General features: G+C 73.3%; 26 protein-coding genes and 3 tRNA genes. 5 read left to right on the forward strand and 24 right to left on the reverse strand.

All coding sequences use genetic code 11. The annotated features are described in order from the left end of the window. Window positions 1–4: 4 nt before the first annotated feature. The 3 genes from JOE38_RS09250 to JOE38_RS09260 are packed head-to-tail and all read right to left on the reverse strand — an operon-like array spanning window position 5 to window position 2,413. Window positions 5–1,267 (reverse strand): YcaO-like family protein, encoded by a 1,263-nt coding sequence (locus tag JOE38_RS09250; RefSeq protein WP_204575924.1) that lies wholly within the window; start codon window positions 1,265–1,267, stop codon window positions 5–7. Continuing rightward, window positions 1,264–2,175: a TOMM precursor leader peptide-binding protein gene (locus tag JOE38_RS09255; protein ID WP_204575927.1), complete on the reverse strand. Its 912-nt coding sequence runs from the start codon at window positions 2,173–2,175 to the stop codon at window positions 1,264–1,266. The genes JOE38_RS09250 and JOE38_RS09255 overlap by 4 nt, the downstream gene beginning before the upstream one ends. 10 nt (window positions 2,176–2,185) lie before the next feature. Beyond that, window positions 2,186–2,413, reverse strand: coding sequence for a hypothetical protein (locus tag JOE38_RS09260; RefSeq protein ID WP_204575929.1), 228 nt, complete (start codon window positions 2,411–2,413; stop codon window positions 2,186–2,188). 172 nt (window positions 2,414–2,585) lie between these two features. Between JOE38_RS09260 and JOE38_RS09265 the strand changes: the two genes are divergently transcribed. Together JOE38_RS09265 and JOE38_RS09270 are read left to right on the forward strand one after the other, a co-directional pair. After that, on the forward strand, window positions 2,586–3,248 hold the full coding sequence (locus JOE38_RS09265; RefSeq protein WP_012039466.1) for a YqaJ viral recombinase family protein: 663 nt from the start codon (window positions 2,586–2,588) through the stop codon (window positions 3,246–3,248). Window positions 3,249–3,538: 290 nt separating this feature from the next. Further along, complete coding sequence (locus tag JOE38_RS09270; RefSeq protein ID WP_204577165.1) at window positions 3,539–4,495, forward strand: NADP-dependent oxidoreductase; 957 nt, start codon at window positions 3,539–3,541, stop codon at window positions 4,493–4,495. Between the two features lie 26 nt (window positions 4,496–4,521). On the opposite strand, the gene JOE38_RS09275 is transcribed toward JOE38_RS09270, so the two are convergent. Genes JOE38_RS09275 through JOE38_RS09295 form a run of 5 tightly spaced genes read right to left on the reverse strand, consistent with a single transcriptional unit; the run spans window position 4,522 to window position 9,872 of the window. Next, window positions 4,522–5,721, reverse strand: coding sequence for a serine hydrolase domain-containing protein (locus JOE38_RS09275; protein WP_204575932.1), 1,200 nt, complete (start codon window positions 5,719–5,721; stop codon window positions 4,522–4,524). Further along, the gene (locus JOE38_RS09280; RefSeq protein ID WP_204575934.1) at window positions 5,718–6,710 is read right to left on the reverse strand and encodes a glycosyl hydrolase family 32; all 993 of its coding nucleotides are present in this window, start codon (window positions 6,708–6,710) and stop codon (window positions 5,718–5,720) included. Before JOE38_RS09280 ends, JOE38_RS09275 begins: the two co-directional genes overlap by 4 nt. Further along, window positions 6,710–7,534: a carbohydrate ABC transporter permease gene (locus tag JOE38_RS09285; RefSeq protein WP_012039470.1), complete on the reverse strand. Its 825-nt coding sequence runs from the start codon at window positions 7,532–7,534 to the stop codon at window positions 6,710–6,712. Before JOE38_RS09285 ends, JOE38_RS09280 begins: the two co-directional genes overlap by 1 nt. Further along, window positions 7,534–8,526 (reverse strand): carbohydrate ABC transporter permease, encoded by a 993-nt coding sequence (locus tag JOE38_RS09290; RefSeq protein ID WP_204575936.1) that lies wholly within the window; start codon window positions 8,524–8,526, stop codon window positions 7,534–7,536. Before JOE38_RS09290 ends, JOE38_RS09285 begins: the two co-directional genes overlap by 1 nt. Continuing rightward, the gene (locus JOE38_RS09295) at window positions 8,523–9,872 is read right to left on the reverse strand and encodes an ABC transporter substrate-binding protein (RefSeq protein ID WP_204575937.1); all 1,350 of its coding nucleotides are present in this window, start codon (window positions 9,870–9,872) and stop codon (window positions 8,523–8,525) included. The genes JOE38_RS09290 and JOE38_RS09295 overlap by 4 nt, the downstream gene beginning before the upstream one ends. A 196-nt stretch (window positions 9,873–10,068) precedes the next feature. On the opposite strand from JOE38_RS09295, the gene JOE38_RS09300 reads away from it, so the two are divergent. Then, window positions 10,069–11,154 (forward strand): LacI family DNA-binding transcriptional regulator, encoded by a 1,086-nt coding sequence (locus JOE38_RS09300; RefSeq protein ID WP_204575938.1) that lies wholly within the window; start codon window positions 10,069–10,071, stop codon window positions 11,152–11,154. Window positions 11,155–11,179: 25 nt separating this feature from the next. Here JOE38_RS09300 and JOE38_RS09305 read toward each other — a convergent pair whose 3' ends face one another. The 6 genes from JOE38_RS09305 to JOE38_RS09330 all read right to left on the reverse strand — a co-directional run bounded on the left by JOE38_RS09305 (window position 11,180) and on the right by JOE38_RS09330 (window position 14,804). Beyond that, window positions 11,180–11,779 (reverse strand): GNAT family N-acetyltransferase, encoded by a 600-nt coding sequence (locus JOE38_RS09305; RefSeq protein WP_204575939.1) that lies wholly within the window; start codon window positions 11,777–11,779, stop codon window positions 11,180–11,182. Window positions 11,780–11,884: 105 nt separating this feature from the next. Continuing rightward, on the reverse strand, window positions 11,885–12,571 hold the full coding sequence (gene rplA / locus JOE38_RS09310; protein WP_204575940.1) for a 50S ribosomal protein L1: 687 nt from the start codon (window positions 12,569–12,571) through the stop codon (window positions 11,885–11,887). 99 nt (window positions 12,572–12,670) lie between these two features. Then, a complete protein-coding gene (rplK, locus tag JOE38_RS09315) occupies window positions 12,671–13,102 on the reverse strand; it encodes a 50S ribosomal protein L11 (RefSeq protein ID WP_012039476.1) in 432 nt (143 codons plus the stop codon). A gap of 53 nt (window positions 13,103–13,155) precedes the next feature. Next, the gene (gene nusG, locus JOE38_RS09320; protein WP_204575942.1) at window positions 13,156–14,184 is read right to left on the reverse strand and encodes a transcription termination/antitermination protein NusG; all 1,029 of its coding nucleotides are present in this window, start codon (window positions 14,182–14,184) and stop codon (window positions 13,156–13,158) included. Window positions 14,185–14,371: 187 nt separating this feature from the next. Next, window positions 14,372–14,644: a preprotein translocase subunit SecE gene (gene secE / locus JOE38_RS09325; protein ID WP_012039478.1), complete on the reverse strand. Its 273-nt coding sequence runs from the start codon at window positions 14,642–14,644 to the stop codon at window positions 14,372–14,374. Window positions 14,645–14,731: 87 nt separating this feature from the next. After that, window positions 14,732–14,804, reverse strand: a tRNA-Trp gene (locus JOE38_RS09330). A 189-nt stretch (window positions 14,805–14,993) separates the two neighbouring features. Here JOE38_RS09330 and JOE38_RS09335 point away from each other — a divergent pair. Further along, on the forward strand, window positions 14,994–16,211 hold the full coding sequence (locus JOE38_RS09335) for a pyridoxal phosphate-dependent aminotransferase (protein ID WP_204575944.1): 1,218 nt from the start codon (window positions 14,994–14,996) through the stop codon (window positions 16,209–16,211). A 32-nt stretch (window positions 16,212–16,243) separates the two neighbouring features. Here the strand turns inward: JOE38_RS09335 and JOE38_RS09340 are convergent, their stop codons facing one another. From JOE38_RS09340 to JOE38_RS09370, 7 genes are all read right to left on the reverse strand, one after another. Continuing rightward, window positions 16,244–17,398 carry a UDP-N-acetylmuramate dehydrogenase gene (locus tag JOE38_RS09340; protein ID WP_204575946.1) on the reverse strand — a complete coding sequence of 385 codons (1,155 nt, stop codon included), beginning with the start codon at window positions 17,396–17,398 and terminating at the stop codon, window positions 16,244–16,246. Between the two features lie 7 nt (window positions 17,399–17,405). Beyond that, the gene (locus tag JOE38_RS09345; RefSeq protein ID WP_307838854.1) at window positions 17,406–17,858 is read right to left on the reverse strand and encodes a MaoC family dehydratase; all 453 of its coding nucleotides are present in this window, start codon (window positions 17,856–17,858) and stop codon (window positions 17,406–17,408) included. After that, window positions 17,855–18,304, reverse strand: a complete 450-nt coding sequence (locus tag JOE38_RS09350; protein WP_204575948.1) for an FAS1-like dehydratase domain-containing protein — start codon at window positions 18,302–18,304, stop codon at window positions 17,855–17,857. The genes JOE38_RS09345 and JOE38_RS09350 overlap by 4 nt, the downstream gene beginning before the upstream one ends. 556 nt (window positions 18,305–18,860) lie before the next feature. Continuing rightward, window positions 18,861–19,034, reverse strand: a complete 174-nt coding sequence (locus JOE38_RS09355) for a hypothetical protein (protein WP_165770596.1) — start codon at window positions 19,032–19,034, stop codon at window positions 18,861–18,863. Between the two features lie 172 nt (window positions 19,035–19,206). After that, window positions 19,207–19,280: transfer RNA gene (locus JOE38_RS09360), tRNA-Met, on the reverse strand. Window positions 19,281–19,320: 40 nt separating this feature from the next. Continuing rightward, window positions 19,321–19,392 (reverse strand) — tRNA-Thr (locus JOE38_RS09365). A 113-nt stretch (window positions 19,393–19,505) separates the two neighbouring features. Then, window positions 19,506–20,444 (reverse strand): aldo/keto reductase, encoded by a 939-nt coding sequence (locus tag JOE38_RS09370; RefSeq protein ID WP_204575950.1) that lies wholly within the window; start codon window positions 20,442–20,444, stop codon window positions 19,506–19,508. Window positions 20,445–20,572: 128 nt separating this feature from the next. Here JOE38_RS09370 and JOE38_RS09375 point away from each other — a divergent pair, with 128 nt between their 5' ends. Continuing rightward, window positions 20,573–22,312 carry a glycoside hydrolase family 13 protein gene (locus tag JOE38_RS09375; RefSeq protein WP_204575953.1) on the forward strand — a complete coding sequence of 580 codons (1,740 nt, stop codon included), beginning with the start codon at window positions 20,573–20,575 and terminating at the stop codon, window positions 22,310–22,312. Between the two features lie 69 nt (window positions 22,313–22,381). Here JOE38_RS09375 and JOE38_RS09380 read toward each other — a convergent pair whose 3' ends face one another. From JOE38_RS09380 to JOE38_RS09390, 3 genes are all read right to left on the reverse strand, one after another. Then, the gene (locus JOE38_RS09380) at window positions 22,382–23,611 is read right to left on the reverse strand and encodes a M23 family metallopeptidase (protein ID WP_204575955.1); all 1,230 of its coding nucleotides are present in this window, start codon (window positions 23,609–23,611) and stop codon (window positions 22,382–22,384) included. A gap of 225 nt (window positions 23,612–23,836) precedes the next feature. Further along, window positions 23,837–24,646, reverse strand: coding sequence for an inositol monophosphatase family protein (locus JOE38_RS09385; protein ID WP_204575958.1), 810 nt, complete (start codon window positions 24,644–24,646; stop codon window positions 23,837–23,839). Window positions 24,647–24,691: 45 nt separating this feature from the next. After that, window positions 24,692–25,438, reverse strand: a complete 747-nt coding sequence (locus tag JOE38_RS09390) for a YoaK family protein (protein WP_204575963.1) — start codon at window positions 25,436–25,438, stop codon at window positions 24,692–24,694. Window positions 25,439–25,475 lie beyond the last annotated feature (37 nt).

Below are 25,475 nucleotides of genomic sequence, written 5' to 3' on the forward strand. Positions count from 1 at the left end.
GCCGTCACGGGAACGGGTGCGGGACGGCGACGAGGTCGGCGGGCCCGTCGATCGCGGGCCCGTCGCGCCACCGCCGGTAGAGGCGCGGGTGCCCGAGGAACCGGGCGGCGTGCACCACGTCGAGCGCCACGAGGTCGGGGCTGAGCGCGCGCACCACGTGGAAGCCGGCCGCGCGCACCTCGGGCGCCGTGATGTCGGCGAGCAGCACCTCGATGCCCTCCCGGTCGAGCCCGGCGACGACCTCCGCCCAGCTGGCCGGGCCGCCGACGGCCGCGATGCGCTCGTCCGAGGCGTCGAGCGCGGCCGTGAGGGGGCGCGCCGACGGGCGGCAGTGCAGCCGGATGTGGTCCTCGAACTCGACCACGTCGGCGGGGTCGATCGTCGGCTCCGCGAGCAGCCGCAGGCACCAGTTGTGCGTGTGCAGCGCCTCGCGGAGCGCGTTGAGGATCGCCCGGTCGAGCCGGAAGTCGGCGGCGCAGCCCACCGCGACGCCGATGCGGTCGCTGCGCATGACCGCGAGCAGCACGGGCACGTCGGCCGCCGCGTCCAGCACGCGCACCGAGAACGACGCCCCGAACCGGCCGCACAGCTCCTCCAGGCGCTCGAGCTCGCGGAGCGTCGCGGCGGCCAGCCGGGGACTGCCGCGCCAGTCGAAGGCCGGGGGCGTGGATCCGCGCAGCCACATGCGCTGGAACGCATCGCGCTCGATGAGCTCCAGCACGGCGCGGCCCGCGGCGAACCCGAAGTGCGGCCCCGCCGCGACGCCGGACGAGGTGGCCGGCTCCACATGCGGCTCCCGGTGCCCGTCGGCCCGGTGCGGGTCGTCGAACACCACGAGCTGCGCGGGCACGTGCACCGCGTCGCCCCGGTGCAGGGACCGCGCCGGCATCCAGGTGAGGAGGTCGCCCGGCTGGGCGCGCTCGTAGTGGAAGGCCGGATCCTCGCGCTGCGTCGGGTGGAAGCGCTGGAACGCGTCCGGCCCCACCTGGCGGGCGTCGGCGCCGAGTGGCGCACGGAATCCGCCGGGCGCGCCCGCGAGCGACATGCGCTCGACCGCCTCGCCGATGCAGGAGCGGCGCGCCTCCATCCGGGACCCGCCCGGCCCCATGCTGAAGCGCTCGGACTCCGTGCCGGTGAGGAACCCCGTGTCCGCGGAGCGGCCCGAGTAGAGCGCGTCCGGGATGGCGTCGGGCGTGAAGGCCATGGGATGCGCGTGCTCCACGAGCCCCGTGTACGGGCTGACGACGCCCGCGCCGCCGCGGCTCATGCCCGCCACGGCGAGGCCACGCCGGCGTAGGGGCGCGGACCGCACGTGCCGCAGCGCGCCACGCGGAACACGGCGTGCGCCTCCGCCTCCATGACCTTCGGCTCGATGACGAGCACGGTGCTGGCGACGAGCCAGTCGTGGGCGTAAATCCACCGTGCGGCGTAGCGCGCGGCGAACCCGGCCGTGATGGCGTCGAGGCTCGGGTCGCGCGACACCACGGCGACCGCGTCGGCCGCCGCGGCGTGGTCCGCGGCGAACGGCGTGGTCGACGCCCAGCGCAGCGCGACGCATTCGAGGCACGGCCCCTCGCCGGGGACGACGACCGGCCCGACGAGCTGGAACCGGCCGTCGAACGGGTGCACGGGGAGCCACGAACGCCCGGCGGCGTGCATGCGCGCCCCCACATCGCGGAGGACGCGCCGGGAGCCGACCGCGATGACCAGGTCGGCGTCGTCCTCGTCGCCGAGCTCGGCCGAGGGGAGCGCCTCCGCGAGGCCCGTGAGCAGCGACGGGATCATGTCGCCCACGAGCGCCACCCGCGCGGGCGACGCCGGGTCGCGGACGGGCCCGAGCGCGGTGCGGTCGCCGCCGTTGCGCCGCGCCTCGTCGAGCACGTGCGCGAGCTCGTCGGGGACGGATCCCGCGGAGCCCGTCGGCGCGCCGACCACGACGTCGCGCAGCACGAGCTCGTCGACGAGGTGCGCCACGGCGGGGGCGTGCGCGGCGAACGCCCGGTCGAGGTCCGCGCGGGTGAAGGGGCGGGAGAGGAGGCGCGACACCGCGGAGACGGCATCGCCCGAGGGCAGCTGCAGGGAGACCAGCTCGCGACCGCCGAGGAGGTGGAGGGTGTCCTCCACCTCCCCGACGGCGTAGCGGGGACTCACCGAGTACGTGGTCGACGAATCCATGCGGAGGCGATCAGCGCTGCTGCTGCCGGCCGTTGCCGCTCGACGAGCACGTCGTGCTGCAGCACAGGGTGACATCGCCCATCACGAGCTCCTCCTCCGCGCCGCGGTGCGTGATGGTGAAGCCGAAGGCCTCCGCCAGCAGCGCGTCGGACGCGTCGTCGCCTCCGGACGCGGGGGCGACCCCGGTCGCGGTGGTGCGCAGCGGGGCCGTGGCCGCCGTCTCCATGAGCAGTGACATTGCCGTTCCTTCCTCTGGGTGGGTGGGACGACGCCTTTCTAGCACGATCTTCCGTGCCCGGGGCAGATGCGCATCACCTGTTGACAACGCGTGCTCGGGACGGCACGATCCGCCCGCGTCGAGGCGGCCCGTGCCAGATCCGACGCGTACCCTGGAGCCCGTGACGGACGAGATGCTGGCCTTCCCCTGGGAGGACGACCTCGCCCCCGCGGCCCCCGCGCCGCCTCCTCCCCCGCCGCACCTGACGCGCATCGTCGCCCACTCGTCGGATCGCGTCGCGTGGCTCCGCGCCCGCAGCTTCGGCATCACCGCGACCGACGTCGCGCGCCTCGCGACCGACGCGTCGCTGCAGGCCGTCGCGCTCGAGAAGCTCTACGGATCCGGCTTCGGCGGCAACCGCTACACCGACCACGGCCGGGAGCGCGAGCCCGAGATCGCCCGCTGGGTCGAGGCCGAGCACGGCATCGTCCCGAGCGCGCACCTGTTCCACGCGGAGGGGCAGCGCCGCCACCTCGCCACCCCCGACGGCGTGGGCCTGCGCGCCGACGGGCGGCTCGAGCTCGCGGAGATCAAGACGACCGCGAAGCCGTGGCGCAGCATCCCCCGCAACTACCTGCGGCAGATCTGGTGGCAGCAGTACGTGCTCGGCGCCGAGCGCTCCCTCATCGTGTGGGAGCAGCACGTGGACTTCGTGCCCGTGCACGACATCCCGAAGTGGAAGTGGATCGACCGCGACGAGGCCGAGATCGCCGCGCTCGTGGCGCGCGCGAACGACCTCATCGCGCTCATCGTGCGGATGGCGAACGCGCCGGCGGGAGCCCGCGGCCTGGCCTGAGCCGCGCCGGCCGCACTGCCCGGCCCGATGCGAGGGCGCCGCGCGCGGCCCCCCGCCATCGACGAGTGCCCTCGGCATTCTTCTCGCCCGGGGAACACCGCGGAAACACGCCCGACTCACGCGGCGACTTCACTGGACGAGCGGGGGCCGGGTGGGATCCACCATGCCGCTTCGTTCCGAGGAGGGGTCGCACGATGAGCCAGGTCATCCAGTCCAGAGCCGGCGTCGCCGCGGAGGCCGAGCGGGATCGGGCGGCCGCCGCCATCGCCCTCGCGCCCCACGGGGAGACCATGCGCGCGGTCGTCGTCACGGAGACCGGCGGGCCCGACGTGCTCCACGTCGCCGACGTCCCGGTGCCGCACCGCCTCGACTCGGAGGTGCTCGTGAAGGTCGTCGCCGCGGGCGTCAACCCCATCGACCTGCGGCTGCGCGCGGGCGAGCCCGGCGGCCCGACGCTCGCCAGTCTTCCCGCGGTGCTCGGCCGCGACTTCAGCGGCGTCGTCGTCGAGTCGCCCTACGAGGACCACGCGCTGCATCCGGGCGACGAGGTGTTCGGCCTCGCGATGGTGCCGCGGATGCCCGGCAGCTACGCCCCCTACATCGCCGTCCCCAGCGTCAGCCTCGCCCGGAAGCCCGCCCGGCTCTCGCACGTCGAGGCCGCGGCGACGCCGGTGAGCGCCCTCACGGCGTGGGGCATGGTCGTCGACATCGGCCGGGCGCACGAGGGCCAGGTCGTCCTGATCCACGCGGGGGCCGGCGGCGTCGGCCACTTCGCGGTGCAGTTCGCGCGCCACTTCGGCGCGCGGGTCGTCGCGACGGGATCGCCCCGCAACGTGGACTGGCTGGCGGAGCTCGGCGCCGACGAGGTCATCGACCGCACGCAGGTGCGCTTCGAGGACGTGCTCGCCGACGTGGACGTGGTGATCGACCTGGTCGGCAACTGCACCGACGACACCGGCACCCGCTCGCTGCAGGTCCTCCGCCGCGGCGGCCTCCTGGTCAGCGCGCCGGTGCGCGGCTGGCCGACGCTCGTGCAGGACGCCGCGGCGGTCGGCGTGCGCGCCACCCACTACGAGGTCGCGCCCGACGGGCAGAAGCTCGCGGTGATCTCCCGGCTCCTGGAGTCGGGCGACATCAAGGTCTACGTCGACGAGGTCTTCGACCTGGAGGACGCCGCCGAGGCGCACCGCCACATGGAGAGCGGGCACGCCCGGGGCAAGGTCGTGCTGAACGTGGCGCGGGGCTGACCTGCGCCAGCCCCGCGCGCCCGCGCTCATCCGCCCAGCGCCACCCGCAGCGCGTCGACGATCCGGGTCCCGCGGTCGTCGTCGGCCTCCATCCGGTTGGTGAGGAACGCGAAGCCGACCCGGTGCTCGACGTCGGCGAACGCGACCTGGCCGCCGGCGCCGTCGTGGCCGAGGCTGCCGGATCCGAGGTAGAGGCGCGCGGCCGAGTCGAGCTGGAAGCCCATGCCCCAGCGCGGCCACGGCGCCGGCACGTCGAACGCGGGCGGCTCGTCGCCGCCGGAGACGGGACGGGTGGCGAGGCGGATCGTGTCGTCGTCGAGCAGCCGCACGCCCGCGGTCTCCACGACCACGGCCGACCAGACGGCGGCGAGCGCGTGGGCGGTGCCGATCCCCCCGGCGCCCGGGATCTCCGCGGCCTGGACGTCCGCGCGGGAGAAGCCCGCGTCGTCGCCCACGAGCTCCAGGGGCAGCGCGCCGCCGAGGGTGAGCGCCCGCAGCGGCAGGTCGGATCCGCCGGCCGCCACCTCCGCCCGCTGCCGGGAGGTGAGCTGCCGCAGCGTCGTGCCCACGTGCATGCGCGCGACGCGGTCGCCGACCTCGGGCGGGATACCGATCCAGGCGTCCACGCCCAGCGGCCCGGTCGCGAGCTCCCGGAACGACGCGCCCGGCATCAGGCCGGTGACCCTCCGCACGATCTCGCCCGTCAGCCAGCCGTGCGTGATGGCGTGGTAGGCCCAGGCGGTGCCGGGGTCCCACCGCGGCTCCTCCGCCGCGACGAGCGCGGTCGCGCGATCCCAGTCGACGAGGTCGGCGAGCGTCCAGTCCCCGCGCGGCGCGGCGAGCCCGGCCCGGTGCGCGAGCGCGTCCGCGACCCGGGTGCCCGCCTTGCCCGCCTGCGCGTACTCCGGCCACAGCTCGGCGAGCGGCTGGTCGTAGCGGAGCCGCCCCTCCTGCACGAGGCGCGCGACCAGGATCGACATGACCCCCTTGGTCGCGGAGAACAGCACGCTCGGGGTGTCGAGCCCCCACGCGCGGCCGGTCACATCGTCGGCGACGCCGCCCGCGAGGTCCACCACCACGTCGCCGCGGTGCCGGATGGAGAGGGCGGCGCCCGTGCCGACGTCGGACGCGACAGCGTCCGCGAAGGCCCGCCGCACGCCCTCGAAACCGGGCGCGACCCAGCCGACCACGCCGTCGACGCGCGTCCCCGGGTCCGCGGTGCTCACGACGCGGACCCGGCGGGCGTCGCGACCAGGTGCCCGGCCGCGTCCCAGCGCACGGGCACCGGATCCGGTATGCGGCCGACGAACGCGCCGTCAGCGCCGGCGTCCTCGAAGCCGAGGAGCGCCGGGCCCGACGGCGTCCGCACGATGCGCGCGGCGTACAGCCCCGCGCCGTGCAGGAGCCGGGCGCGCCCGATGTCGACGGGACGGCCGAACGGCTGGTCGTCGTCGAGCGGCAGCGCGAAGACTCCGCCCTCCTGCCCGGCGCGCGCACCCGCGAGGTCGGATCCCGCGCACGAGAACACGAGCACCCGGCGGCCGTCCACCTCCGCGACCTGCAGCACCTCGAGGTGCGCGAACCCGGCGCCGGGCGCGCTGAGCGGCGCCGCGGCGGTCCACGTCACGAGGTCGCGCGAGACGGCGTGCCCCACGACGCCGCGGTCGAGCGGATCCGCCCCCGCACCCGGCGCGGCGGCCCGCGACCGCGCCGTGACGAGCATGCGCCAGCCGTCGCCCGCGGGGTCCGGCTCGATCCACGGATCCCGCCACGCCTCCTCGCGCCACGTGCCGTCGGCGAGCGTCTCGTACCAGCGCGGGTCGGCCGACAGCGCGGACACGCTCGCCTTCTCCCACCGGTGCAGGTCGGTCGAGGTCGCCTGCAGCACGGTCTCCACGTTCACGCCGGCGTCGTCCCGGAGGAAGACCGAGCCCGTGTACGCCATGCGCCAGAGGCCCGACGGGTCGCGCACGACGCTCCCCGTCCACGTCGCGGACGCGTCCGGCGACCCGACCTGCCCGTGCTCGAGCACGACGCCGTGGTCGGTCCACGTGACGAGGTCGGTCGAGGTCGCGTGGCCCACGGCGGCGTTCCGGTGCCGGAGGTCCGGATCCCCGAGCGCGGTCGGCGCGTGCAGGTAGAAGAGGTGCGTCGTGTCGCCGTCGACGGCGATCCACGAGTCCCAGACCCAGAGCCCGGGCAGCGCGAACGCCATCAGCCCTTCACCGCGCCCTGCAGCAGGGCCGCGATGAACTGCCGCTGGAAGATGACGTACACGATCACCGTGGGCAGCATCACGATGAGCGACGCCGCGAACAGCAGCGGCAGCGCGTCGATGTACTGGCCCTGGAACGCGCCGAGCGCCCCGGCCATGGTGCGCTCGCTCGGGTCGTCGATCATCACGAGCGGCAGCAGGAACTGGTTCCAGGTCCAGAGGAACAGCAGGATCCCGAGCGCCGAGAGCGCCGGTCGCGCGAGCGGCAGCTGGATGCTCCGGAACTCCTGCCAGATGCTCGCGCCGTCCACGCGCGCGGCCTCCGACAGCTCCCGCGGCACGCCCACGAAGTGGGCGCGCATCCAGAACACGCTGAACGGCATGTACAGCCCGATGAGCGGGAGGATGACCGCCCACCTGGTGTTGATCAGGCCGAACCCGGTCATCTGGTAGTAGAGCGGGATGATGATCGCCTCGAACGGTATGGTCAGCCCGATGATCATGGCGACGAGCACGTACTTCCCGCCGGGGACCCGGAGGTTCCCGAGCGAGTAGCCGGCGAGCGTCGCGCAGACGAGGCTGACGGGCACGACCATCACGACGATGAACAGGCTCGAGAGCATCAGCGTGCCGATGTTCCCGACCGTGAACGCCGTGACGAAGTTCTCCCAGTAGGCGGGCGTCGGCCAGGAGAAGCCGTTCGGCAGCGAGTCGGGCGACTGCAGCGCGGCGGTGAGCATGCTGGCGAAGGGCAGCAGGGTGAGCACGAGGACCGCGATCAGGAGGATGCGGCCCACGACGAGCTCGGTGCGGTTGACGATCATCAGTCGCGCTCCCTCGAGAGTCGTTGGACGGGGAGCACGAGCAGCAGCACGAACACGAGCAGCACCACGCCGAACGCGGACGCGAGGCCCACCTGGCTCTGCACGAACGCGAGCCGGAAGATCTCGATGCCGGGCACGAGCGTCGTGGTGCCCGGCCCGCCCTTGGTGGTCGTGTAGATGATGTCGAACGTGCTCAGGGCGGCGATGACCGTGATGGTCACGAGCACCGCGATCTCCTGCCGGAGGCCTGGCAGGGTGATGGTGACGAACTCGCGGAGGAAGCCGGCGCCGTCGAGCCGCACGGCCTCGTAGAGCGAGCCGTCGATCTTGCCCATGCCCGTGAGCAGCAGCACGGTGCAGAGGCCCGTGAGCACCCAGGATCCGATGAGCCCGACCGCGGGCAGCGCCGTGCCGAAGTCGGCGAGCCAGGAGCGCGACAGGAAGCCGAGCCCCACCGCGTCGAGGATGGAGTTGATGGTGCCGGACTGCGCGTACATCCACGACCACGCAATGCCGGCCGCGACGAGCGGCACGATCTGCGGCAGGAACAGGATGGTGCGCGAGATCGACGCGAACGGTCCGGGCTTCATGCCGCGCAGGAGCGTGGCGAGCGCGAGGCCGGCGGTGATGGGGATCACCATGAAGAAGACCACGAGGACCAGCGCGTTGACGATGGGCGTCAGCAGCCGGGTGTCGGTGAAGATCTGCACGTAGTTGTCGAGCCCGATGAAGGTGGAGGCGCCGATCCCGTTCCACTTGTAGAACGAGTACTGCACCGCGGTGAGGAGCGGCCAGACGACGAACGCGCCGTAGGCGGCGACGGCCGGCAGCAGCATGATCCAGCCGACGGTCGCGGTCCGGCGGGCCTCGGGGCCGAGCCGGCGGCGCCTCGCGGGCGCGCGCCCGGGCCCGCTGCCGCGCGGGGACGGCCCCGCGGGGACGGCGGCGGTCGCCGTCGCCCCCGCGGGGATGGTGCGGTCCGTGGTGCTCACTGTGCGGCGAGGTCCTGCTCGTAGAAGTCCTGCGTGGCCTTCAGGAAGTCCGCGGGCGTCATCTTGTCGGTGAGCAGCAGCTGCTCGTTCGGCTGGAGCGAGCCCTGGTAGATCCCGGCGGTGCTGTTCGCCATGAAGTCGACGAAGCCGTCGTCGTCGCCGACCTCGGCGGACAGCTCGAGGGCCTTCGCGATGAGGCTGCCCTCCTGGGCTGTGGGCAGCGCCTGGGCCGGGTCGCCGCCGGGCGAGGCGCCCGTGACGTCGACCACGATCTGGCGCGCCTTCTCGTCGGTCACGATCCAGTTGAGGAACGCGGCGACCACGTCGGCGTTCTTCGACTTGGCCGGGATGGCGAAGGTGTTGCCCGTGCCCATCGCGACGTGCTCGCCGCCCGCCTCGAGCGGCGGGACGAGGCCGAACTGCGCGCCGCCCTGCCCGAGGGCCTTCTCGACGTTCGCCGCGTCCCAGTTCCCGTCCCACATGAACAGCCCCTGGCCGGCCGAGAAGTTCGACACCATGGTCGTGTAGTTGATGGCGTTGACGTCCGGCGGGAGGTACCCGGCCTTCGCCCAGTCCTGGAACTGCGTGGCGCCCGCGAGCGCCGCGTCGGTCTGGATGGTCGCGCCCGGCTTGTTGTACATCCAGTCGACGAGGTCCTGCTTGTCCCCCTGCTGGTTGATCAGCGACTGGAGGATGAAGGTGCCGACGCCGTCCTGCATGCCCGTCTGGATGGGGAGCACGCCCGCGTCCTTCGCCTTCGCGAGGTCCGCCTCCAGCTCGTCCATGGTGGTCGGCATCTCGGTGATGCCCACCTGGTCGGCGAGCTTCTGGTTCATGTAGATGCCGGTGACGCTGTACCCGATGCCGAACTGCCACAGCGAGCCCTCGCCGCGCACGCCCTGGTCGTCCATCCGGGCCCCCGCGAGCTGGCCCGCCGGGAAGCGGTCCCAGCCGTAGGCGTCGAAGTAGGGGTCGAGGTTCGTGAGGAGCCCGTCCTTGACCGTGGTGCCGAGCGTCGAGAGGCGGATCAGGTCCGGGGCGTCGTCGCTCGCGAGGAGGCGCGGCGTGTTCGCGAGGAGGTTCTGGAAGCTGTCGCGCGTGATGTCGAACGTCACGTTCGGGTGCTGCTTCGTGAACTCGGCCGTCAGCTCGTCCGTGACCGGGAAGCCGGTCTCGTCCTGGATCCGGATGGTGACGGCGTCGGTCGGGATCGCGGTGCTCACGTCGCCCGCGGGCGCGGAGGCGACGGGCGCGCTGCCGGGCGCGCAGCTCGCGAGGGCGAGCGCCGAGACGGCGGCGACGGCGGTGAGCGCTGCCGCGCGTCCCGCCCTTCTCATGGTGGACATGCGGTGACTCCTTCGTCAGGTGATGCGGGGCGGGGCGGTGCGGGAGCCGCGGGCGGCGGTGCACGCGGTATGACAGGGTGGTGGTAAATCCATTTACCCGTCGCAGGAGATCATGCGCGCCGCGACGGCGGGTGTCAACCCGGCATCGCCGCGGCCCGCGGATCACCGGATACGCTCACGAGGAGGAGGACGCCACATGCGCCAGAAGCGACCGACCCTGGCGGACGTGGCCCGGCTCGCCGGCCTGTCCCCGACGGCGGCGTCGCAGATCCTCAACGGCACGCCCGCGACGCGCTTCTCCGAGGAGTCCCACCGCCGCGTGCTGGCCGCCGCCGCCGAGCTCGGCTACCGCCCCAACATGGGCGCCCGGGCCCTCCGCACCGACCGGTCGCTCACCATCGGGTTCATCTCCGACGTCGTCGCCACCACGCGCTTCGCGAGCGGCCTCATCCGCGGCGCCCTCGTCGAGGCGGAGCGCGCCGGTCACGTCGTGCTCGTGCTCGAGACCGGCGGCGAGGAGGCGCGGGAGGCCGAGGCCGTGTCCGCGGTGCTCGACCGCCAGGTCGACGGCATCGTCTTCGCCACCATGCGCGCACGGGAGCTCGTGGTCCCCGACGTGCCCGCCTCGACGCGCGTCGTGATGCTCAACGCCACCAGCCCGCACCACGGTAGCTCCGTGCTGCCGGACGAGGAGGAGGGCGGACGCCGCGTGGTGGACCTCCTCGCCGCCGCCGGCCACTCCGACGGCATCGCGCTCCTCGGCAGCGACGTCGCGACCGAGAGGACCCTCTTCCGGTCGGAGACCGTGGCGCGTCGGCTGCACGGGATCCGCGCCGAGATGGCCGAGCTCGGGCTGCGCTTCGCGGTCGAGCGGTCGTGCGGGGAATGGGAGCCGGACGCCGGGTACGAGGCCGCGGGCGCGATCCTGGACGCGACTCCCGGCCTGCGCGCGATCCTCTGCTTGAACGACCGCCTGGCGTTCGGCGCGTACCAGGCGTGCCAGGAGCGCGGGATCCGCGTCGGCACCGACGTCTCGCTCGTCGGCTTCGACAACGACGAGCTGGCGTCCTACCTGCGGCCCGGCCTCACGACCATCGCCCTCCCGCACGAGGAGATGGGACGCGAGGCGGTGCGTCTCGTCCTGCGCGACACGGAGCCGGGCGAGCGCCTCGTGGGGATGCCCGTGGTCGAGCGCGGCTCGATCGCCCCGGTCGCCCCGGCGGACGGCGACGCGGCCGGGGTCGCTGCCGCGCGCCTGGCGGCCCTGGCGGCGACGGCCTGACGTCGGGCACCGCGGCCCTGCCGGCCTAGGCGGTCGCGGTCAGCGGCTGCTCCATCACGTGATCCGTCTCCACGGCATCCGAGAGCCGGAACGACCGCGTCCCCACGATGCGGAAGCCGCTGCGCTCGTAGAAGCGGATCGCGCGGGCGTTGTGCTCGTTCACGCCGAGCCAGATCCCGGCCTCCGCGTCCCGCCCTCGCTCCCCCGCGAGCTCGCGCGCGACCCGCAGCGTCTCGGCCATGAGCGGCCCTGCCAGCCCCGCGCCGTGCGACCCCCGCTCGACGTACACCTTGCTCAGCTCGACCTCCGGCCGCAGCCGCAGCGCGCCGGCCACGTCGGCGTCCGCGGGGGGAGCCTGGACGACCATCGTGTAGCCGACCGGGCGGCCCCCGACCTCCGCGAGCACGACCCGGTGCGTGGGATCCGCGAGGTGCGCCCGGAAGCGCGCGGGCGACAGGACGGTGCGGATGTGCTCCGCGATCGCGGCGGCCGTCGTCGTCGGCGGGCACGCGAGCGCGAAGGTGCGGGCGGCGAGGTCCGCCACCTCCTCCGCGTCGGCGGGCGCGGCGACGCGGAAGGACGGGACAGCGGGGACAGGGGCGGCGGCGGGATCCGGGATGCTCACCCTGACGAGCCTAGGCAGCCGCGCGCCCCGGAGACGACGGAAGGGCCCGCCGAGGCGGGCCCTTCCTGTGGTGCATGTCGTGCGTGCGCGTCTCGCGCGATGGGGCTAGATGGAGTTGACGTCCACCGGGATGCCGGGGCCGAAGGTCGTGGAGACCGTGGCCTTCTGCACGTAGCGGCCCTTCGAGGAGGACGGCTTGAGGCGGATGATCTCCTCGAGCGCGGCGCCGACGTTCTCGGAGAGCCGCTCGGGCGAGAAGCTCGCCTTGCCGACCACGAAGTGGACGTTCGCGTGCTTGTCGACGCGGAACTCGATCTTGCCGCCCTTGATGTCGGACACCGCGCGCGCGACGTCCGGGGTGACCGTGCCGGTCTTCGGGTTGGGCATGAGGCCACGCGGGCCGAGCACCTTGCCGAGACGACCGACCTTGCCCATGAGCTCGGGCGTCGAGACGGCGGAGTCGAACGACGTGTAGCCGCCCGCCACCTTCTCGATGAGCTCGTCGCCGCCGACCTCGTCGGCGCCGGCGGCGATGGCCGCCTCGGCCGCGGGGCCCGTCGCGAAGACGATGACGCGAGCGGTCTTGCCGGTACCGTGAGGAAGGATGACGGTGCCGCGGACCATCTGGTCTGCCTTGCGGGGGTCGACGCCGAGCTTGAGCGCGACCTCGACGGTGCTGTCGAACTTGCTGGAACCGGTCTCGCGCGCGAGCTCGACGGCCTCCGAGGCGGTGTACGCCTTGGCGGGATCGATCTTCTCGGCTGCGGCCCGGTAGGCCTTTGACTTCGCCATTCGTGTCTCCTGATTCGAGAGTGCGGTTGATGTGAGCCTGGCCGGCTCTCCCGCGTGATGCTGGAGCGGATCCCGGTCGGGACCCGCGGGTGGTGGAGGCTAGGCCTCGACCGTGATGCCCATGGAGCGGGCGGTGCCGGCGATGATCTTCGCCGCGGCGTCGATGTCGTTGGCGTTGAGGTCGGCCTGCTTCTGCTCGGCGATCTCGCGGACCTGGTCCATCGTGAGCTTCGCGACCTTGACCGTGTGCGGCGTGCCCGAGCCCTTGGCGACTCCGGCGGCCTTCTTGATGAGCTCCGCGGCCGGGGGCGTCTTGAGGATGAACGTGAACGTCCGGTCCTCGTAGACGGTGATCTCGACGGGGATGACGTTCCCGCGCTGAGCCTCGGTCTGGGCGTTGTACGCCTTGCAGAACTCCATGATGTTGACGCCGTGCTGTCCCAGCGCCGGCCCGATGGGCGGTGCGGGGTTGGCGGCGCCGGCCTTGATCTGCAGCTTGATCAGACCCGTGACCTTCTTCTTCGGTGCCATTTCTCTTCCTTCTTCTTGATTGCTAGATCGAGCGGGCCGCGCGGCCCGACCGCCTAGAGCTTGGTGACCTGGTCGAAGCTGAGCTCGACCGGGGTCTCGCGCTCGAACAGGGAGACGAGCACCGTGAGCTTGCCGCTCTCGGGCTTGATCTCGCTGATGGAGCCGGGGAGGCCCGCGAACGAGCCCTCCTTGATCGTGATGGTCTCGCCGATCTCGAAGTCGACCTCGGCGGCGACGACGCGCTGCGCCTGGCCGCCCTTGGTGGGCTGGCCCTTGACCTGCGCCACCTCCTTGATCTCGACGAGGCTCTTCAGCATGGAGAAGGCCTCCTCGAAGCGGAGGGGCGTGGGGTTGTGGGCGTTGCCCACGAAGCCCGTGACGCCGGGGGTGTGGCGGACGACCGACCAGCTGTCCTCGTTGAGGCTCATGCGCACGAGCACGTAGCCCGGGATGCGCACGCGGTTGACCATCTTGCGCTGGCCGTTCTTGATCTCGACGACGTCCTCCATCGGGACCTCGATCTGGTAGATGTCGTCCTCCATGTTGAGCGACACCATGCGGTTCTCGATGTTGCTCTTCACGCGGCGCTCGAAGCCCGCGTAGGAGTGGATGACGTACCACTTGCCCGGCTTGGAGCGGAGCTCCTTGCGGAAGTCCTCGTAGGGGTCGACCTCGGCGTCGTCCGCGTCCTCGTCCGGCACCAGGTCAGCCTCGGCCTGGGCGACGTCCTCCGCGGTGGCGGGCGCGACGTCGGCGGGCTCGAGGGCCTCCTCGGCCGCCTCCTCCTCCGCCTCGTCGTCGGTCGCCTCGACGGCGGCCTCGGCCTCGTCGGCCGAGTCGATGTCGAGCGCGTCCTCGACGATGGCGTCGGCCTCGGGGTCCTCGACGGACTCCATCGCGTCGAGCGCGGCCGTCAGGTCGGTCTCGACCGAGTCGCCCTCGACGTGCAGGGCGGTGTGCTCTGCCGCATCCGAGCTCTCCTCGGAGGACTCGATGGCGTGGCCCTCCTGGACCTCGTCCACCTCGGAGGACTGCTCCGCCGCGGGGGCGAGGTCGACGTCGTCGCGCTTGCTCTCAGCCAATGGATCTACTTCCCTCGTTCTTCGTCGTGCGTTGCCGTTCTGTGCCGTGCTGCTCCCGGGCGCCGGGCCGCGCGGATGCGGGACCCGTGAGGATCCGCGCCGCTGCCGTGCTCCGCGCGCGTGGACCCTCAGGTCCCCGCGTCGCTCGCCTTCCGGCCCGTGCCGCCTCCGCGTGGAGGCCCTGGTGCTAGGCGCCGTTGCCGAACACCACGATGGCGAGGTACCCGAACAGCTGGTCGAGGAGCGAGACGATCACCATCATGACGATGACGAAGGCCAGCACCACTCCCGTGAACGTCAGCAGCTCCTTGCGGGTGGGGGTGACCACCTTCTTGAGCTCCTGCACGACCTGCTTGATGAAGAGCACCAGCCGGGCGAAGGGGTTGCGTCGTGCGTCCCGCTGCTCGCGAGCCTGCGCGACGATCTCCTCGCTCGGCTCGTCGACGATCTTCCGCGCCACGCGTGGGTCCCTTCCTGCATTGCTCGGCTGTCGCCCGGAGTTCGGGCGAGCCGCGATGTCACGTGCCCGGGGACCCGTTCCATCTAGCAGGGCGGACAGGACTCGAACCTGCAACCTGCGGTTTTGGAGACCGCTGCTCTACCAATTGAGCCACCACCCTCTGCGTCGACACCCGCCTGCCCTCATGCGCCACGACCGTGCGAGCACGGACGGAAGAAGGCGCGGAAGAGCATGGCGGAGATACCGACCCGGACGAGTGTACCAGCATCCGCGGGCCCACGGTCGGGCGGCGGCCAGGCCGGCGTCGGCACCCGCGTGGCGGCGGGCGCGGATCCCTATGCTCACATGCATGGCCGAACCGCAGAGCACCGTCCCCCTCAGCCGCGTCTCCACCCGCATCGGATCCATCGCCGAGTCCGCGACCCTCAAGGTCGACGGCAAGGCCAAGGCCCTGCAGGCCGCCGGACGCCCCGTCATCAGCTTCGCGGCGGGCGAGCCCGACTTCCCGACGCCCGACTACGTGGTCGAGGCCGCGGTCGAGGCCGCGCGGGATCCCCGCAACCACCGCTACACCGCGGCCGCCGGCCTCCCCGACCTCCGCGAGGCGATCGCCGACAAGACCCGCGCCTCCTCCGGCCTCGACGTGGGGATCAACCGGATCATCGTCACCAACGGCGGCAAGCAGGCCGTCTACCAGGCCTTCCAGACGCTGCTCGACCCGGGCGACGAGGTCCTCGTGCCCACGCCCTACTGGACCACCTACCCCGAGGCCATCCGCCTCGCGGGCGGCGTGCCCGTCGACGTCTTCGCGGGCGCCGACCAGGGCTACCTCGTGACCGTCGAGCAGCTCGAGGCCGCGTGGACGCCGCGCACCAAGGTGCTGCTGTTCGTCTCGCCGTCGAACCCCACGGGCGCCGTCTACTCGCGGGAGCAGACCCGCGAGATCGGCGAGTGGGCCGACTCGAAGGGCCTCTGGGTCATCAGCGACGAGATCTACCAGGACCTCGTCTACGACGGGGCCGAGGCCGCGAGCATCGTCGACGTGGTCCCGGCGCTGGCCGACCGCACGATCCTCGTCAACGGCGTCGCCAAGACCTACGCCATGACGGGCTGGCGCGTCGGGTGGATGGTCGGCCCGGCCGACGCCATCAAGGCCGCGGGCAACCTGCAGTCGCACCTCTCCTCGAACGTCTCGAACGTCTCGCAGCGCGCGGCTATCGCGGCGCTCCGCGGCCCCCGCGACACCGTCGACCGGATGCGCGAGGCCTTCGACCGCCGCCGCCGCACGATCGTCGCCGAGCTCGACGCCATCCCCGGCTTCGTCACGCCCACGCCGCAGGGCGCGTTCTACGTCTACCCCGACGTGACGGGCCTCTTCGGCCGCGACATCGACGGCGTCACCCCGACCACCTCGCTCGAGGTCGCCGACGTGCTGCTCGAGAAGGCGGAGGTCGCGGCGGTGCCCGGCGAGGCGTTCGGCCCGAGCGGGTTCCTGCGCTTCAGCTACGCGCTGGGCGACGACGCGCTGCTCGAGGGCGTGCGCCGGATCCGCGACCTGCTGGCCTGATCCGCCGCCCGGCCCCGCCGGTCGGCCCGCCGCTAGAGGGAGAGGCCGACCAGCACGGGCTCGGGCTGCAGGATCACGCCGTGCTCGCTCATCACGCGGCCCTGCACGTAGCGCGCGAGGGCGGCGACGTCCTCGGCGGTCGCGGTGCCGCGGTTGGTGAGCGCCAGCGTGTGCTTGGACGAGACCGCCGCGCCGGATCCCGGCAGCCGGAAGCCGCGCCGCACGCCCGAGTGCTCGATGAGCCACGCGGCGCTGAGCTTGACGCCCGCGGGCTCGTGTCGGCGGCGCGCGGCGGCCTGGCGCTCGATGGCCTCCGCCACCTCCCACTGGTCGCCGAGCGGCACGACGAGGTCCTGGGGCGGATCCTCCTGCGGCCAGCGCGGGGCGTCGGCCGGGAGCGTGCGCGCGAACGCGGCGCTGACGATGGGGTTGGTGAAGAAGGAACCGGCGCTCCAGGTGTCGTGATCCGCGTCGTCGAGCACCATGCCCTTGGACGCGCGGAGCGTCAGCACGGTCTCGCGCACCCGGGCCACGGGCACCCGCTCGCCGAGCTCGACGCCGAGCGCGCCGGCGAGCTGCGGGTAGGCGACGGGCAGGCCGAGCGCGTCGGGGCCCTCGCCGCGGGTGAGCGCGAAGTCGACGGACAGCACGACGCCCACGCGGCCGCGCTTGAGCGCGGAGGTGCGGTAGCCGAGGTCGAGGTCGGCGGCACCCAGCCGCTCCACCTCGCCCGTCTCGTAGTCGAGGAAGTCGACGCCCTCGAGGACATCGGCGACCTCCTGGCCGTACGCGCCGATGTTCTGCACGGGCGAGGCGCCGGTGGATCCGGGGATCCCCGACAGCGCCTCGAGCCCGGCGAGGCCGTCGGCCACGGTGCGGGCGACGAGCGCGTCCCACGGCTCGCCGGCCTGCACGCGCACGAGGACGGTGCCGTCCGCCCGCTCCTCGCCGACCTCGACTCCGCGGGTCGCGATCCGGATGACCGTGCCCTCGACCCCCTCGTCGGAGATGAGGGAGTTGGATCCGCCGCCGAGGACCATCCAGTCCTCGCCCACGGCCCACAGGCCGAGGAGCGTGTCGACCAGCTCGTCGCGCTCGCTCACGGTCACGAGCTCCTCCGCCGGACCGCCCACGCGCAGCGTGGTGAGGTCGGCGAGCGGGGCGTCGCGGTGGGTCTCGATCGTCACGGGGGCCCTACGCCAGCCGGACCTGCGCCTGGGCGCGGCCGAGGACGGTCTTCCCGTCGACGGAGACGGCGATGTCGACGCGCACGGTGCCCGCCTCGGCGTCGATCGCGCCGAGCTTGGCCACGATCGAGAGGTCCTGGCCGTCGGCGGGATCCACGACCACGGGCCGCGTGAACCGCACGCCGTAGGAGACGATGCGCGAGGGATCCCCCGCCCAGTCGGCCACGGGCTGCACGGCCTGGCCCATCGTGAGCATGCCGTGGGCGAGGACGCCGGGTAGCCCGACCGACGCGGCCACGTCATCGCGGTAGTGGATGGGGTTGAAGTCACCCGACGCGCCCGCGTAGCGGACGAGGGAGTCGCGCGTGAGGTGCAGCGATCGCTCCGCCACGACGTCGCCCACGGCGAGGTCGGCGAGCACGGGCACGGCCGCGGCGGCTGCGCCGGATCCGGCGCTCACGCGTCGTCCCCGCGGACCACGAGGGTGGAGACGGCCGTGACGACGTGGGCGCCGGATCCGTCGACCATGGCGGACTCGGCGGTCACCATCGCGTTGCCGCCCAGGGTCGCCACCTTGGTGACGGTGAGCGTCGCCGTGAGCTCGTCGCCCGCGACCACCGGGCGGGAGTACGTGAAGGCCTGCTCGCCGTGGACCACGCGGCTGAAGTCGATGCCGGCGTCGGGCTCGGCGAGCAGCTGCGCGAGCGTCGCCTCCTGCACGACCACGGGGAACGTGCTCGGCGCGACCACGTCGGCGTGGCCGGCGGCGCGCGCCGCCTCGGGGTCGAGGTGGACGGGGTGGGTGGCGCCGACGGCGCGGGCGAACTCGCGCACCTTCTCGCGTCCCACCAGGTACGGGGCGGCGGCGGGGAGCACGCGACCCTGGAGCTCTGGATTCACTGGCACCGGACGATCCTACGCGGCGGGCGTCCGCGCGCCCGGGCCGCGGTCCGTCCGGGCATGCGAGAGCCCCGGCCCCCACTTCTCGTGGGGACCGGGGCCCGGGTCGCGATGCCGCTCGTGCGGCGTCAGATGCCTACTGGCAGGAGTCGCACTGCAGGAGCTCCATGGGGTCGACGGGGATCGCGTAGCCGCCGACGGTGTCGTTGTTGTCGTAGTCCATGGGTGCCTCCCGTTGTGTCTGGTCGGGAACCGCCGGTGCGGTTCCTCAGGTCTCGTGGCTCTCGCCCCGATGGCCTCCGGTTCCGCGTCTTCGCGAGGATCCGGGTTGCTCGGCCACCCGGTGGGGCGGTGAGGTTCTCCACTATATAACCCGAACTACAGACCTGTCATTCCACTACATCTAGTGTTTCGGCGTGTCGCGGCGCCTCCCGCGTCGTCATGCGGATCCGGGATGCCGGACCGGATCCGACGCCCGCGCGGACTCGGCGTGTCGGCCGGATGGAGGGCCGCCGCGAACGCGTCGCGGCGGCCCTCGTGCGCTCGGTGCGCGGGATGCGGATCAGGCGCCGCCCTCGCGCGCCTCCTTCTCCTCCTCCGATTCGCTGGCGGTGTAGTCGCCGCCGGCGGGAGCCTCGCGGCGCTCCTCGTCGTGCGCGTCGGGGACGGGGTTGCCCTGGGTCTTGTAGAGCACGTCGTCGTGGTCGGTGGGGTCCGTGGAGTCGTGGTGGGTCATGCCCGGAGGCTACGCCGTGGTGGGCGACGCCGGAAGGCCGGGCGCCGCGGGAGGACACGCGGGCAGGGCCCCGGCGGCAGATGCCCGGCGGACGAAGGAAAGGCCCCGGAACCTGGCGAGAGGTGTCCGGGGCCTATCGAGGAGGACGGACCCCGAGGGATCCGCGCTTCCGTAGCGGGAGCGGGACTTGAACCCGCGACACCACGATTATGAGCCGTGTGCTCTAACCACCTGAGCTACCCCGCCACGATCCCCGCGGCCGCCCGTGATCGAGGGCCGGGGATCGAGCCCCCAGTGAGGATTGAACTCACTACCTCTTCCTTACCAAGGAAGTGCTCTACCAATGAGCTATGGGGGCGTGCCCGGGCGCGTCGGAGACGCGCTGGAACCCTACGACGATAGCAGGTCCGGGACCGCCCACGAGACGCGTGACGGCCCGGACCGGCGCACGTCCGGCCGGGCTCCCGGGGATCAGACCGCGGAGAGGTCGCGGATCTCGTCGGCCGTCAGCTCGAGCTCGACGGAGGCGAGGAGGTCGGGCAGCTGCGTGAGGTCGCGCGCGCTGGCGATCGGCGCGGTGACCGACGGCTGCGCCCGCAGCCACGCGAGCGACACCGTCGTGACGGAGACGCCGTGGGCCTCGGCGACCCGGTCGAGCACCTCGAGCAGCGCGCGGCCGTGGTCGTCGTAGTACTTGGATGCCGCGCCCGCGCGCGGGCTGTCGACGTCCGCGCCGCGGTACTTGCCCGTGAGGAAGCCGCTCGCGAGGCTCGAGTAGGGCGCGGACGCGATGCCCTCGCGGATCAGCAGGTCGGCGAGCGCGCCCTCGTAGTCGTCACGGGCGACGAGGTTGTAGCGGTTCTGGAGGACCTCGAAGCGGGCGATGCCCTCGCGGGCCGAGACGTCGAGCGCGGCCTGCAGGCGCTCGGCCGTGAAGTTGGAGGCGCCGATCGCACGGACCTTGCCCTCCGTCACGAGCTCGGCGAGCGCGGTGACGGTCTCCTCGATCGGGGTGTCCTGGTCGTCGACGTGCGCGTAGTAGAGGTCGATCGCGTCGACGCCGAGCCGGCGGAGGCTGGCCTCGACGCCGCGGCGGACGCTGTCGCGCGAGGTGCCCTTCGCGGCCTCGTGCGCTCCGACCTTCGTGGCGATGACGAGGTCGTCGGGGCGGCCGCGCGCGGCGAGCCAGCGGCCGATGATCTCCTCGGACTCGCCGCCCGAGTTGCCGGGCTTCCACGCGGAGTACACGTCGGCCGTGTCGATGAAGTTGCCGCCGGCCGCGACGTAGGCGTCGAGGAGCTGGAACGAGGTGGCCTCGTCGGCGGTCCAGCCGAAGACGTTGCCGCCGAAGGACAGGGGCAGCACCTCCAGGCCGCTGGATCCGAGGGGCACGCGTGCGGGGTTCGTCATGGCTGATCTCCTTCGTCCGGTGATGGCGGCGGCGGCCGTCCCCAGGGTCAAGCCGGCCCGCGCCCCCGCGTATTCCGCCGCTCCCCGGGCGTCGGGAGCGCTCCCTGCCCGTCGCCTAGGCTCGTCGCATGACTTCGCCTGCCCCCACAGCCCTGTCCACGGCTGCCCGGGACGACACCTCGGCCCACCCCGACAGCACACCGCAGCACGGAACCGGATCCGAGTGGTGGCGCACCGCCGTCATCTACCAGATCTACCCGCGCTCCTTCGCCGACTCCGACGGCGACGGCATCGGCGACCTCCCCGGCATCACCGAGCGCCTGCCCGCGCTCCGCGAGCTCGGGGTCGACGCCGTCTGGCTCTCCCCCTTCTTCCTGTCGCCGCAGAACGACGCGGGCTACGACGTCGCGGACTACTGCGCCGTGGATCCGCTGTTCGGCACCCTCGACGACTTCGAGCGGATGCAGCGCCGCGCGCACGAGCTCGGCCTCCGCGTGATCGTCGACATCGTCCCGAACCACACGTCCTCCGCGCACCGCTGGTTCCAGGAGGCGCTGGCCGCCCCCGCCGGCAGCGAGGAGCGCGCCCGCTACATGTTCCGCGACGGGAAGGGCGCCGACGGCGAGCTGCCCCCGAACAACTGGGAGTCGATCTTCGGCGGCCCGGCGTGGACCCGGCTCACCGAGCCCGACGGCACGCCCGGCCAGTGGTACCTGCACCTGTTCGACTCGTCGCAGCCCGACCTCGACTGGACGAACCCGTGGGTGCGCGAGCGCTTCCGCGAGATCCTCCGCTTCTGGCTCGACCGCGGCGTCGACGGGTTCCGCGTGGACGTCGCGCACGGCATGGTCAAGGCGCCCGGCCTCCCCGACTACACGCCGCCCGAGGGCCAGGGCAGCATGGGCGGCGCCGGCGGTGCCGACGACCAGCCCGCTCCCCCGCCGCCGTACTTCGCGCAGGAGGGCGTGCACGAGATCTACCGCGAGTGGCGCGAGATCTTCGACTCCTACGAGGGCGACCGCGCGATGGTCGCCGAGGCGTGGGTCGAGCCGCTCGCGAAGCTGGCCGACTGGGTGCGCCCGGACGAGATGCACCAGGCGTTCAACTTCAGCTACCTCGAGACGCCCTGGGACGCCGCCGCGCTCCGCCGCACGATCGACGCGTCGCTCGCGACCTTCTCCTCCGTGGGCGCGCCGAGCACCTGGGTGCTCTCGAACCACGACGTGGTGCGGCACGCCAGCCGCCTCGCGCTCTCGGGCGATAACCCGCAGGGCGTGGGCATCGGGCCGAACTCGACCGTGACGGTCGACGAGGAGCTCGGCCTCCGCCGCGCCCGCGCCGCCAGCGCGCTCATGCTCGCGCTGCCCGGCAGCGCCTACGTCTACCAGGGCGAGGAGCTCGGGTTGCCCGAGGACATCCGCCTGCCGGACTCCGCGCGCCAGGATCCGACGTTCCACCGCACCGCGGGCGAGCGCTACGGCCGCGACGGCTGCCGCGTGCCGATCCCGTGGGAGGCCGGGAAGCCGTCGTACGGCTTCAGCGACGGCGACGCCAGCTGGCTGCCGCAGCCCGACGACTGGGACCGGTTCGCGCGCGACGCCGAGCAGGCGGATCCCGCGTCGACCCTCTCCCTCTACACGGAGGCGCTGCTGCTGCGTCGCGAGCACGGCCTGGCGCTGGGTGCGCTGGAGTGGATCGACGCGGAGGGCGACGACGTGATCGCGTTCGAGAGCGCGGGCGTCACGGTCATCGCGAACCTCGGGCAGGCCGCGGTGCCGCTGCCCGAGGGCCGCGTGCTGCTCGCGAGCCGGCCGCTCGACGGCGACGCCGTGCCGTCCGACACGACCGTGTGGCTGATCCGGGGCTGACCGGCCCCGGCACGACGACGCCCCCTCGCCTTCGGGCGAGGGGGCGTCGTCGTGCGAGCGCTGCGCGGGCTAGTTCGCGTGCTCCTTCAGCCAGGCGAAGGGATCCACCGGGGTGCCGTCCGCGACGTGGATCTCGAGGTGCAGGTGCGGGCCGGTGGACGCACCCGTGTTGCCGACCTGGCCGATCTGCTGGCCGACCTTGACGGCGTCGCCCGCCTTCACGAGGAGCGATCCCGGCAGCATGTGGCCGTAGACGCTCGTGACGAGCTGCCCGTCGATGACGTGGTCGATGACGAGGTGGACGCCGAGGCCGCTGGAGTCGGTGGGCACGGCCTCGCGGACGACGCCGTCGGCGATCGCCTGGATGGGGGCCCCGAGGCCCGGCGCGAAGTCGACGCCCTTGTGGTCGCTCGAGCAGCCGTTGGAGCAGGGCGCGATGCGGTGGCCGAAGACGCCGCTGATGGGCACGCCCGAGGCGAAGGGCCACTGGATCGTGCCGTTGATGTTGTTCGTGAAGGCGCCGGCGCCCTTGGACGTCTGGGCGAGCATGATCTGCTGCGGCGTCGTGGCGGTGAAGGCGTCGTCGGTGCCGCCGACGACGATCGCCTCGGGAGCCGCGGAGAGCGCGACGCTCTGGCTGGGGATCGACGTGGCCGGCGCGTCGGTGACGACGTTCGCCTGCGCCATGTCCTGGCCGGTCAGGAACGCGGAGGACGGCAGCGAGGTCGCGATGGTGACCGTCGCGACGAACGCCATGGTGAGGAGCGTGAGCCCGCGCGACGCGTTCGCGCGGCGACGGCCGGCGGCGGCCTCGGGCGCCGGGGCGGCGAGGGCGGGACGCGCGGAGGCGGGGACGCGGCGCCCGCGGATGCGGGCGTGCGGTGCGGCGGCCGGCACGCTCGCGCGCTTCGCGGGCACGTACGAGGAGCGGCGCGACTCGGGAGCGGCGGCGGCGGACGCGGCGCGGAGGCGACGGGCGCGGGTCGCGAGGGGGACGGTCTCCGCGGCGATCGCGGCGGCGGGCTCGGCGTCCGCGGGGAGGTGCGTGGTGGGGGCGGAGGGTGCCTCGACCGGGATGTGGATGATGCGGGGCGCGGGCGCGACCAGCGCGGGCTGCTCGGCCGCGGGCTGCTCAGCCGCGTCGCCCTCGGGTGCCTGCCGCACGTGGGGTGCCGGCTGCGCCTCGGGTGCCTGCTGCGCCTCGGGTGCCTGCTGCGCCTCGGCGGCCCGCCGCTCTGCCTCGCGTCGCTCGCGTCGCGTCGCGTACACGGTCCCTGCGGTCTCGTCGGGGGTCAGCACGAGGGCCGCCGGTCGGAGGCCTGGGGGGCACGCGAGGCGTGGAGGACGGACAGGATCGTGGGACTCCTAGTGCGAGGGACAGGTGCTGCGCGATGCCGGCCGAGCGGTGTCGGGGCGTGCGCCAGCGACCGGTTCCAGCCCGGTCGCGATGTAACGGATCGGTAAAGGCTAACCGCCGGAAGGGATTCGCGCCACCCGGGGGATGCGCCGGAGGGCCCTCAGGGGCTATGCGCGCGGGCGCTCCAGCCGCTCCTCGAGGGCGCGCGCGAGCTCGGGATCGGCCGCGATGAGCAGGTCGTCGGAGGCCGGTCCGCCGCCGATCCCGGTCACGCGCGCACCCGCCTCCGCGGCGATGAGGGCGCCGGCCGCGTGGTCCCACGGCTTGAGCCCGCGCTCGAAGTAGGCGTCGGTGCGGCCCGCCGCCACGTTGCAGAGGTCGAGCGACGCGGCGCCGATGCGGCGGATGTCGCGCACCTCGCCGAGCAGGTCGGTGATCACGCGCCCCTGCCGCATGCGCGTCTCGGCGCCGTAGGAGAAGCCGGTGCCGACGAGGGCGAGGCTGAGCGGCACGCCGGCGTTCACGGCGAGCGGCCGCCCGTCGAGCGCGGATCCGCCGCCCGCCGTCGCCGTGTACACCTCGCCGAGGGTGGGGTTCACGACGCAGCCGGCCCGGGCGGTCCAGGTGAGCGGATCCGCCTCGCCCTCGACCACGGCCACGCTCACGGCCCATGCCGGGATCCCGTAGAGGAAGTTGACGGTGCCGTCGATGGGGTCGACGACCCAGGTGAGGCCCGAGCTGCCCGACGTGCCCTCGGACTCCTCGCCGAGGAAGCCGTCGTCGGGGCGGACGTCCTGGAGCGCCTGCCGGATGAGGTCCTCGGTCTCGCGGTCGGTGTGGGTGACGATGTCCTCGGGGCTCGACTTCGACGCGGCCACCTCGACGCCCTCCCGGCGGCGGCGGAGCGCGAGCTCCCCGGCGCGGACGGCGATGTCGCGGGCGATGGTCAGGAGCGCGGTGTCACCGGGGGTCGTCATGCGACCACCCTGCCAGAGCCTTCGGGGACGCCGCGGCGCGACGGCTCAGGCCGGCGCGACGCCCGTGCGCTCGTCGACCGCGGGGATCTCCGTCGCGGCCTCGCGGAGGCGCCCCCGCTCGATCCGGCGCGCGTTCCACAGCAGGCCGACGCCCAGCACCATCAGGCCGCCCGCGGCGAGCAGCGCCCACGCGCCGCCGACGTGCGTCGTGATGAGCGCGGCGACCAGCGCGCCGAGCCCCATGCACACGATCGCGCCGATGCGGCGGGCCCACGCGGCGCCCGTGCCCCCGGCGACGCGGCTGTCGGAGGAGAGGTTCACCATCGTCATCGTCACGACGACGGTGGAGAGGTCCCGCAGGCCGATGCTCTTCACGGCCGCCGCCTGCGCGCCGAGCAGCAGCGCGAGGAAGCCGGTGATGCCGATCATGACCCCGGTCTCGAGCGTGCCGACCGCGAGCCAGACCACGGCGAGCGCGAGGGTGAGCAGGGTGCCCGTGACGAGGATCCAGACGGAGGAGCGCGGCAGGTGCACGTCGGTGGGCGCGCGTCGGGTGATGCGCGACGCGATGACCGCGCCGAGCATGAAGGCCACGAGCGCCACGAGGTTGTTGAGCACGGGGATGTCGGCGACGCCCACCAGGCCGAAGCCGATGAAGAGCACGTTGCCGGTCATGTTGCCGGTGAAGACGCGGTCGAGCGCGAGGTAGCTGACGCCGTCGATGGCGCCCGTCGCGGTGGTCATCACGAGCAGGGCGGCGATGTAGGAGCCCTCGGGCCAGGGACGGGACACGGGCGGATCTCCTCGGGAGGCTCGGACGGCTCGGGCG

Origin of the sequence: Clavibacter michiganensis (genome assembly GCF_016907085.1) — a bacterium.
In the GTDB taxonomy this organism is placed as follows: domain Bacteria; phylum Actinomycetota; class Actinomycetes; order Actinomycetales; family Microbacteriaceae; genus Clavibacter; species Clavibacter michiganensis_O.